At 70.1% G+C, this 10,008-nt stretch carries 7 protein-coding genes and 1 pseudogene; 7 read left to right on the forward strand and 1 reads right to left on the reverse strand.

The window, feature by feature from the left end; genetic code table 11:
- Positions 1 to 58 precede the first annotated feature (58 nt).
- Positions 59 to 496, forward strand: a complete 438-nt coding sequence (locus ACH34S_RS41225; protein WP_395958382.1) for a MarR family winged helix-turn-helix transcriptional regulator — start codon at positions 59 to 61, stop codon at positions 494 to 496.
- 41 nt (positions 497 to 537) lie between these two features.
- Here the strand turns inward: ACH34S_RS41225 and ACH34S_RS41230 are convergent, their stop codons facing one another.
- Positions 538 to 1,341 (reverse strand): N-acetylmuramoyl-L-alanine amidase, encoded by an 804-nt coding sequence (locus ACH34S_RS41230; protein ID WP_395958383.1) that lies wholly within the window; start codon positions 1,339 to 1,341, stop codon positions 538 to 540.
- A 125-nt stretch (positions 1,342 to 1,466) separates the two neighbouring features.
- Between ACH34S_RS41230 and ACH34S_RS41235 the strand changes: the two genes are divergently transcribed.
- From ACH34S_RS41235 to ACH34S_RS41260, 6 genes and pseudogenes are all read left to right on the forward strand, one after another.
- Positions 1,467 to 3,053, forward strand: a complete 1,587-nt coding sequence (locus ACH34S_RS41235; RefSeq protein ID WP_395958384.1) for an FAD-binding oxidoreductase — start codon at positions 1,467 to 1,469, stop codon at positions 3,051 to 3,053.
- Between the two features lie 335 nt (positions 3,054 to 3,388).
- A complete protein-coding gene (locus ACH34S_RS41240) occupies positions 3,389 to 4,927 on the forward strand; it encodes a cellulose binding domain-containing protein (RefSeq protein WP_395958385.1) in 1,539 nt (512 codons plus the stop codon).
- Between the two features lie 476 nt (positions 4,928 to 5,403).
- Complete coding sequence (locus ACH34S_RS41245; protein WP_395958386.1) at positions 5,404 to 6,978, forward strand: chitinase; 1,575 nt, start codon at positions 5,404 to 5,406, stop codon at positions 6,976 to 6,978.
- 64 nt (positions 6,979 to 7,042) lie between these two features.
- On the forward strand, positions 7,043 to 8,809 hold the full coding sequence (locus tag ACH34S_RS41250) for a chitinase (protein ID WP_395958387.1): 1,767 nt from the start codon (positions 7,043 to 7,045) through the stop codon (positions 8,807 to 8,809).
- 85 nt (positions 8,810 to 8,894) lie between these two features.
- The gene (locus tag ACH34S_RS41255) at positions 8,895 to 9,752 is read left to right on the forward strand and encodes a lytic polysaccharide monooxygenase (protein ID WP_395958388.1); all 858 of its coding nucleotides are present in this window, start codon (positions 8,895 to 8,897) and stop codon (positions 9,750 to 9,752) included.
- Between the two features lie 39 nt (positions 9,753 to 9,791).
- Positions 9,792 to 10,008: pseudogene (locus ACH34S_RS41260) on the forward strand (hypothetical protein); the annotation flags it as partial.

The raw sequence follows: 10,008 nt of genomic DNA on the forward strand, positions 1-10,008 counted from the left end.
ACGTTAGTGGATCCTCGCCCAAAATAGTTCCGATGAGACGGTAATCTTGTATCTCGCGATGACTACAACAGGTATGGCGCAGGACGAGCTGGACTTGCCGCGGATGCTCGCGCGGGTCGAACGCGGCATCGCCGCAAGGCTCGCCGCCGCGCTGAAGACGGCCGGCTCCACCGTCGAGGAATGGCGCGTGATCTCCCTGCTCGCCGACGGGGCCGGGCACACGATGACCGAGATAGCGGAGTTCGCCCTGCTCCCCGCACCGACGCTGACCAAGGTGATCGACCGCCTGGTGTCGGCGGGGCTGGTGTTCCGCCGCGTCGACGACGCCGACCGGCGCCGGGTGCTGGCGTTCCTGTCCGAGCACGGCCGCGAGACGGCCGACGAGCTGACCGCGGCGATCGAGGCCGAGTGGCGGGGCGTACAGGACGCGGTGGGCCGGGAGGAGCTGGCGCTGCTGCGCGTGCTGCTGACGAGGATGTCCGCGCGGCTGACCTGACCCGCCCTTGCTTCCCTTCAGAATATTTTTGTTCGGAAGCATCAGCGGAGATAGTTCTCGAACGCGGCGGCCAGTGACTCGGCCATCCGCTGCCGGTCCCGGGCGCTCGACAGCTTGGCCGCGTCCCCCGGGTTCTGCATGTTGCCGCACTCGATGAACACGACCGGCACCGTGGACATGTTCAGCCCGCCGAGGTCGCTGCGCCGGTCCAGGCCGTCGCGTCCCCGATAGGTCGAGTAGGGGATGCCGGTGCCGGAGCGGTAGGCGTCGCGGACCGCCGTGCCGAGCTTCCGGGACGGCTCGACGATCGGCGCGTTCTTCCCCACCGCCTCCGGCTCGATCACATGGAACCCGTGCCCGGACGGCTCCGCGCCGTCGGCGTGGATCGACACGGACGCATCGGCGCGCAGGCGGTTGCCGATGGCCGCCCGCTCCGTGACGCAGGGCCCGACACCGGTGTCGTCCTTCCTGGTCAGGGTGACCTTGGCGCCGCGGTCCCGGAGGACGCGCGCCAGCCGGTTGGCGACGTCCCAGGTGAAGGCGTGCTCGCTGTAACCGTCCCGCGTGTTGGTACCGACCGTGTTGCACGGCTTGTAGCCGTTGCCGACGAAGACCTTCCTGTCGATCTCCTCCTTGTGGTCGGCGTTCCCGCCGTTGTGACCGGGATCGACGACGATGACCTTCCCGCTCACCGCCGACCCGCCGGTCGCCGGTGACCCGCCGGTCGGCGTGGGCGAGACGTCCGTGGCCGTGGGCGTGACGCCCGTCGCCCTGGGCGCCGGCTCGCGGTCGGATCCCCCGCACGCGGCCAGCACCGCGAAGCACAGCCCGGCCCCGACGGCCACTGGCCCGCTCCCCCGAACACGCACCGGTCGTCCCCCCGTGACAGCTCGCTCGCCCCCCTGACAATCTGCGCAGCGCGGCGCCGCCTAAACAAGCAGGTCCGGGCGGCATCGGGGACGATGGGTCGATGACGAGGTCGTGGTGGGGCTGGGGCAACGTCGAGGACGCGGTCCACGGCGCCGAACTGGACGCGCTGCTCGCCCGAGCCCGCGCGCTGGCACCCGGCGAGCTGGTCGATCACGAGCCGCCGAGCATCGCCTCACTCGGCCTGCCCGCGCCCCGGATCTCCGCGCCGACCGCGCTCGCCGCGCTCTGCTCCGCCGACCCGGCCGACCGCGCCGCGCACGCGCACGGCAAGGCGTTCCGGGACGTGGTCCGCAACCTGCACGGCGACCTGCGGCACGTCCCCGACCTCGTCGCCCGGCCGCGCGGCGAGCGGGACCTGGTCGACCTGCTCGACTGGTGCGGCGCCGGCGGGATCGCCGCGATCCCCTACGGCGGCGGCAGCTCGGTGGTCGGCGGGATCGAGCCGCGGTTCACGGACGGCCGCGCGGCGGTCACGGTCGACATGGCCCGGATGGGCCACGTCCTGGAGATCGATCCGGTGAGCCGGGCGGCACGCGTCCAGGGCGGGGCGTTCGGCCCGCACCTGGAGGACCGGCTCAGGCCGCACGGGCTGACGCTGCGGCACTTCCCGCAGTCGTTCGAGTTCTCCACGCTGGGCGGCTGGCTCGCCACCCGCTCCGGCGGCCACTACGCGACCCTCGACACCCATATCGACGACCTCGTCGAATCGATGCGGGTCGTCACGCCGAGCGGCGTCGGCGAGTCGCGGCGCCTGCCCGGTTCGGGTGCCGGGCCGTCCCCGGACCGGCTCTTCCTCGGCAGCGAGGGGACGCTCGGCGTCATCACCGAGGCGTGGATGCGGCTGCGGGAGCGTCCGCGGTGGCGGGCCAAGGCGTCCGTGCGCTTCGCGGACTACGGCGCGGCGGTGGCGGCGACCCGGGCCGTCGCGCAGAGCGGGCTGAACCCGGCGAACTGCCGGCTCCTCGATGCCGCCGAGGCGCTGGTCAACGCGGGCGTCTCGGTCGGCGGCGGGGTGCTGGTGCTAGGGTTCGAGTCCGCCGACCATCCGGTGGACGCGTCCCTGGAGCGTGCCGTGGAGATCTGCCGCGATCACGGCGGCGAGGCCCCGGACGTGCACGCGGACGGCGAGCCCGGTGACACATGGCGCTCGTCCTTCCTGCGGATGCCCTACCAGCGCGACGCGCTCGCCCGGCACGCGCTGATCGTCGAGACGTTCGAGACGTCCTGCACCTGGGAGGGGTTCGACCGGCTGCACCGCGCGGTCACCGAGGCGGCGCGGACGGCGATCCGCGAGGTGGCGGGCGACGGCGTGGTGACCTGCCGGTTCACCCACGTCTACCCGGACGGGCCCGCGCCGTACTTCGGCGTCTACGCGCCCGGCCGCTGGGACGGCCTGCTCGCCCAGTGGGACGAGATCAAGGCGGCCGTGTCGGCGGCGATCGCGGCGAACGGCGGCACGATCACCCACCACCATGCGGTCGGCCGCGACCACCGGCCCTGGTACGACCGCCAGCGCCCCGGCCCGTTCGCCGCCGCGCTCGCCGCCGCCAAGGCCGCGCTCGACCCGGCGGGAATCCTCAATCCGGGGGTGCTCCTGCCCGAAAGGGATTCGCCGGAACAGGCATGACCGACCGCGTTCAAGCTGCACGACCGGCCTGATCTGCCCATAGATCGGGCCGACCATTGGCGGAAAGTGCCGACATTCTTCTTACACCGGCGTGGTTCGGTCCATTAGCTGGGCTGGGCTGGAGCGGGCTGAGCTGGGGCGGAGACGCGACGGCCGGACAGGGTTGCCGGAGCACGGCGCGCTGGTTACCGTTCACTCGATTAAAAGGAAAGTTTCCTATCAGATCCGAGGTCGAACCCGTGGCCCGCTCGCCCCCCGCCGGCCGTCCAGCCATGCCCATCAGACCTACCTCGGGGTTCGGGGGATTCCCGCATGTCCACATCTCCTTCCCGGGAGTGAAATTGAGAAGACTCCGCCCTAGCCTCCTCTTCACCGCCCTCTGTGCCCTCGTCCTCGCACTGCTCGTCCCGACCCCGGCGAACGCCGCGGCAGGGGCGACGGCGACCTTCACCAAGGCCGCGGACTGGGGTTCGGGCTACGAGGCCAGATACACGATCACCAATGCGACCGAGTCGGCGCTCTCCGGATGGAAGGTCGAGTTCGACCTCCCGGCCGGCTCGACCATCGGCTCCTACTGGGACTCGCTGCTCACCAAGTCCGGGCAGCGGGCCACCTTCACCAACCGCAACTACAACGCCACCGTCGCCGCCGGCGCGTCCGTCACGTTCGGGTTCCTGGTCAGCGGTTCGGGCACTCCCACGAACTGCACCGTCAACGGCGGATCCTGCAGCGGTGACACCAACCCCGGAGCGCCCTCCGCTCCCGGCGAGGTGTCGGTGACCGGCAAGACGGACACCTCGCTCACCCTGACGTGGGGCCCGTCCACCGGCTCGGTCGACGGCTACCGCGTCTACGAGGGCGACGACGTCCGCGCGACGGTGAACGCCACCAGCACCACCATCTCGGGTCTGCAGAAGTGCTCGGGCCACACCTACACGGTGAAGGCCTACAACGAGGTCGGCGAGTCCGCGGGATCCGCGGTGTCCGGCACCACGAGCGGCTGCACCGTGCCGGAGATCGGCAAGCACGCGGCTCCCTACCTGTACCTCGGCTGGGGCAACCCGCCCGACCCGGTCACGGTGATGAACGCGAGCGGCACCAAGACGTTCACGATGGCGTTCATCCTGGCTCAGAACGGCTGCAACCCGGCCTGGGACAGCCAGCGCCCGCTGAAGGGCGGCGTGGACGAGCAAGCGATCAACAAGATCCGCGCGGCCGGCGGTGACATCATCCCGTCCATCGGCGGCTGGTCCGGCAACAAGCTCGGCCCGAACTGCTCCTCCGCGGAGGCCCTGGCCGGCGCCTACCAGAAGGTCATCGACGCCTACGGCCTCAAGTCCATCGACGTCGACATCGAGAACACCGACGAGTTCGAGAGCGCGGTCGTCCAGGACCGGATTCTCGGCGCCCTGAAGATCGTCGAGCAGAAGAACCCCGGCATCCAGACGATCCTGACGCTCCCCGTCCTCGCCAGCGGCCCGAACTCGTGGGGCAAGCGCCTCATCGACCGCGCGGCCGAGCTGCAGGTCCCGGTGGACATCTGGTCGATCATGCCGTTCAACTTCAACGGCCACTCGGACATGTACGGCAACACCGTCAAGTCCTCCGAAGGCCTCAAGGAGGCCCTGAAGTCCGCCAACAAGTGGACCGACGAGGTCGCCTACTCGCACATGGGCATCTCCGGCATGAACGGCCGGTCCGACGTGGGCGAGATCACGACCACCGCGATCTGGACCCAGATCCGTGACTGGTCGAAGTCCAAGGGCCTGGCCCGGCTGACGTTCTGGGCGGTCAACCGCGACCGTGCCGGCGGCAGCGGCACCAACCAGACCGACTGGGAGTTCAGCAAGATCACTGCCGGTTTCATGTCCTGACCCCTGACCACCCTCTAGGCGGCCCGCGTCCCAGCTCCGGGGACGCGGGCCGCACACTTTCCAAACCCGCCCCCGCCCCACTCCAGGCCCGCCTCCGAACTTTTCCGGACCCGCCTCCAGACCCGCTCGCGACCCGCCGATTGGCACATCGGATGGGGCTTCCGCCGCCCTGACCGCGTGGCCTAATTGGCGAATATCGCCAATGAATCACGCCCTCCCCCGGCGGACAGTGCCGATATTCCGGAGGGCCCGGGCTGGTTCGGTGTTCAAGCTGGGGTGGTTGCCATATGCATGTGTCTGACCTTCAGCAAAGGGCTTGCCCAGGTCACGCAGGCTGGTTACCTTGCTCTCAAACTGATAGGAAACCTTCCTATCGATTAGCGATCTACAACTGCAGTACCTACTCGGGGTTCGGGGGAATCCGCCAGAGCTTCCTACCGATGGAGTGAGAGTTGCGCCCCCACCCCCATGCACGCTTGCGCCCCCGTTCCGTCCTCAGCGTCATAGCCGTCCTCCTCGTCGCGCTTCTCGCGCCGCTCGGCAGCTCCCCCGCCAACGCCGAGTCGCTCGCCGCGACGTTCACCAAGCCCTCCGACTGGGGCTCCGGGTGGGAGGGACGCTTCACCCTCACCAACGGCACCGACCAGGCGATCAGCGGCTGGAAGGTCGAGTTCGACCTGCCGGCCGGCACGACCGTCGGCGCGTACTGGGACGCCCTGCTCACCAAGAACGGGCAGCACCAGACGTTCGAGAACCGCAACTACAACGGCGCGGTACCGGCCGGCGGCACCGTCACGTTCGGCTTCCTCGGGAACGGTCCTGGCGCCCCCGAGAACTGCAAGTTCAACGGCAACCCATGCGACGGCGGTGACACCGGCGGCCCCGGCGATCTCGGCGCGCCCGGCAGCCCGACCGTCACCGCGCGGACCGACACCTCGCTGACCCTCAGCTGGCAGCCCGCCTCCGGCGAGCCCACCGGCTACCGCGTCTACGAGGGCACCGAGCTGCGCGCGACCGTCAGCGGCACCACCGCCACGATCTCCGGCCTCGCCAAGTGCACGACGCACAGCTACACGGTCAAGGCCTACAACGCCGACGGCGAGTCGCCCGCCAGCACCGCCGTCACCAGCACCACCAGCGGATGCGTGAGCAGCGCGCTGCCCAAGCACTTCCTCACCGGCTACTGGCACGACTTCGTCAACCAGGCCCGGCCGCTGAAGCTCTCCCAGGTGCCCAACGAGTACGACGTCATCGCGGTCGCGTTCGGCGAGTCGACCAGCCGCTTCGGTGAGGTCAGCTTCCGGGTCGACCCGGGTCTGGCCAGCGCGGTCGGCGGCTACACCGACGAGCAGTTCAAGGCCGACGTGAAGGCGCTTCAGGCCAAGGGTAAGAAGGTCATCCTGTCGGTCGGCGGCGAGAAGGGCGCGATCTGGGTCGGCAACAGCAGCGCCGCGACGCTGTTCACCGAGTCCATGACGAACATCATCAGGGAGTGGGGCTTCGACGGCGTCGACATCGACCTGGAGAACGGCCTCAACCCGCAGTACATGGGGCAGGCCCTGCGCGCGATCCGTGGCAACGTCGGCAACGACATGATCATCACGATGGCGCCGCAGACCGTCGACATGCAGTCCACCGGCGGTGCCTACTTCCAGCTCGCGCTGAACATCAAGGACATCCTGACCGTCGTCCACATGCAGTACTACAACTCAGGCACGATGCTCGGCTGTGACCAAGGGGTGTACTCGCAGGGAACGATCAACTTCATGACGGCGCTGGCGTGCATCCAGCTGGAGAACGGGCTGCGTCCCGACCAGGTGGCGCTGGGTCTCCCGGCGGGCGCCGGTGCGGCGGGCGGCGGTGTCGTCTCGCCGGGTCTGGTCAACAACGCGCTCGACTGCCTTGCCAAGGGCACGAGCTGCGGCAGCTTCAAGCCGTCCAAGACGTATCCGGACATCCGCGGCGCGATGACCTGGTCCATCAACTGGGACGTCACCAACGGCGGCCGGTTCGCCGGCACCGTCGGACCGCACCTGGACACGCTTCCGTAACCGATCCCGCTCCCGCAGCGGGACATGCTGCGGGAGCGGGACACGTTTCGCCAGAGGGACGGACATGAAGAAGATCTGGGCCCCGGCGGTGCTGACCGCCGGGCTGCTCGTCGGGCTTCCGAGCCCGGCGCAAGCCGAGAACGTACTGGCCAACGCAGGTTTCGAGACGGGGTCGCTGAGCGGCTGGACGTGCGCGAGCGGCGGCTCCGTGGTGAGCAGCCCCGTGCGGACGGGCTCGTACGCGCTCGCCGGCGGGGTCACCGCGGGCAGCACGGGCCAGTGCACGCAGACCGTCAGCGTCCAGCCGAGCACGGCCTACACGCTGTCGGCGTGGGTGCGCGGCAGCTACGTGCACATGGGCGTGACCGGCGGGGCGAAGACGTGGATCCCGTCCGCGTCGAACTACACCAAGCTGACGGTGTCGTTCACGACCGGAGCCGACCAGAAGTCCGCGGAGATCTTCCTCCACGGCTGGTACGGCACCGGCGCCTACCACGCGGACGACGTGGAGCTGGACGGCCCCGGCGGCGAACCCCAGCCGGGGGTGCCGGGCGCGCCCGCCGCTCCCAGGCTCGGCACGGTCACCGACAACTCGATCGCGCTGTCGTGGGAACCGGCGACCGGGACGGTCACCGGCTACCGCGTCTACGAGGGCACGGCGCTGAAGGCCACCGTGACCGGGACGAGCACCACCATCTCGGGCCTGGCCAAGTGCACCTCGCACAGCTACACGGTCGCCGCGTACAACGACGTCGGAGAGTCGGCCAGATCGGCGCCTGTCAGCGGCCGGACGAGCGGCTGCGTCGACTCCGGGCTGCCGAAGCACGCGCTCATCGGCTACATGCACGCGAGCTTCGCCAACGGCTCCGGCTACGTGCGGATGGCGGACATCCCGGACGCGTGGGACATCATCGACCTCGCGTTCGGCGAGCCGACGTCGGTCACCTCCGGCGACATCCGGTTCAACCGCTGCCCGGTGAGCGAATGCCCGAACGTGGAGAGCGACGAGGAGTTCATCGCCGCGATCCGCGCGAAGCAGGCGCAGGGCAAGAAGGTGCTGATCTCGATCGGCGGCCAGAACGGCCAGGTGCAGCTCACGACGACGGGCGCGCGGGACGCGTTCGTCCGGTCCGTCTCGGCGATCATCGACAAGTGGGGCCTGGACGGCCTGGACGTCGACTTCGAGGGCCACTCGCTCTACCTCAACAGCGGTGACACCGACTTCCGCAACCCGAAGACGCCGGTGATCGTCAACCTGATCTCCGCGCTGAAGACGCTGAAGGCGAAGTACGGCGAGAAGTTCGTGCTGACGATGGCGCCGGAGACGTTCTTCGTGCAGGTCGGCTACCAGTTCTACGGCGGTGCCGGCGGCGGGGACAACCGGACGGGCTCCTACCTCCCGGTGATCCACGCGATGCGGGACGACCTGACCGTCCTGCACGTCCAGGACTACAACTCCGGTCCCGTGATGGGGCTCGACGGCCAGTACAAGAACATGGGCGGCGCCGAGTTCCACATCGCGATGACCGACATGGTGAAGGCCGGTTTCCCGGTCGCGAACACCGGTCACACGTTCCCCGGGCTGCGGCCCGACCAGATCGGCATCGGGCTGCCCGCCGCGATCCCCGCGGGCAACGGCCACACCTCGCCCGCGCAGGTGCAGCAGGCGGTGAACTGCCTGGTCAAGGGGACGGGCTGTGGCTCGTACCAGCTGCGCGGCGGGACGTCCCCGGCGCTGCGCGGGCTGATGACCTGGTCGATCAACTGGGACCACTACTTCAAGTGGGAGTTCATGAACGCCCACGAGCCGTTCCTCAACGGCCTTCCGTAGCGCCGACGGCCTTGGCGCCGGCGGCCCTTCGGCAGGGCCCCAGAGCTTCCTTGAGGAACACCCACCCCCACCGGAAGGAAACGAAGTGAGATCGACCCGAGCGAGAAAGGTCGCGGCCGTCACGGCCGCGGTCCCGGCGGCGTCCGCGCTGGTGGTGCTGAGCGGCTCCACCGGCGCGAACGCCCACGGGACCATGTCCGACCCGCCCAGCCGCGTCTACGTCTGCAAGAACGAAGGCCCGGAGGCGCCGAAGTCGGCCGCGTGCAAGGCGGCCGTCGCGGCCGGCGGCACCCAGGCGTTCTACGACTGGAACGAGGTGTCGCTGCTGGAGGCCGGCGGCCGGCACCGGCAGATCATCCCGGACGGCCAGCTGTGCAGCGCCGGACGCGCGAAGTACCGCGGCCTGGACCTGGCGCGTGCCGACTGGCCCGCCAAGCGGATGTCGTCCGGCCCGCAGACGATCACCTACCACGCGACCGCGCCGCACTCGGCCAGCAACTTCGAGTTCTACATCACCCGCGACGGCTGGAGCCCGACGCAGCCGCTGCGCTGGTCGGACCTGGTGCACATCCAGACGTTCAACCGCCAGAACCCGACCACGTTCACCAAGTGGACGATCAACATCCCGCCGCGCACCGGGCGGCACATCCTGTACTCGATCTGGCAGCGCGTGGTCGGCAGCCAGGAGGCCTTCTACACCTGCTCGGACGTCGACTTCGGCGGCACGACCACGCCGCCGACCGACCCGCCCACCGATCCCCCGACCGACCCTCCCACCGACCCGCCGACGGACCCGCCGAGCGGCACCTGGACGGCCGGCACCGCCTACAGCGCCGGTGACCAGGTGACCTACAACGGCGTGACGTACAAGTGCCTTCAGCCGCACACGGCGCTGGCCGGCTGGGAACCCGCGAACACCGCAGCGCTCTGGCAGCAGGTCTGAGCGCGACGAGGATGAAGCGCACGCGATGAGTTGCCCCAGATGAAGCGCCACGCCACCGGCCGCCGCCGCGCCACGGGACGGTCCGCCCCGGAGGCCCCCACCACCACGGGGGCCCCGGCGGCGGGCCGGCCCGCGGCCGACCCTCCCGCGGCCGACCGCCCAGCGGCCGACCGCAGCGTCACCGTCCGCCACACGGCCGAGCCACCCCCTCCGGCCGAACCCCCTGTGCCGGACGGCCGCGCTGCGGGACGCCCCG

The sequence above is a fragment of the Actinomadura sp. 3N508 genome (assembly GCF_044326375.1).
In the GTDB taxonomy this organism is placed as follows: Bacteria; Actinomycetota; Actinomycetes; order Streptosporangiales; family Streptosporangiaceae; genus Spirillospora.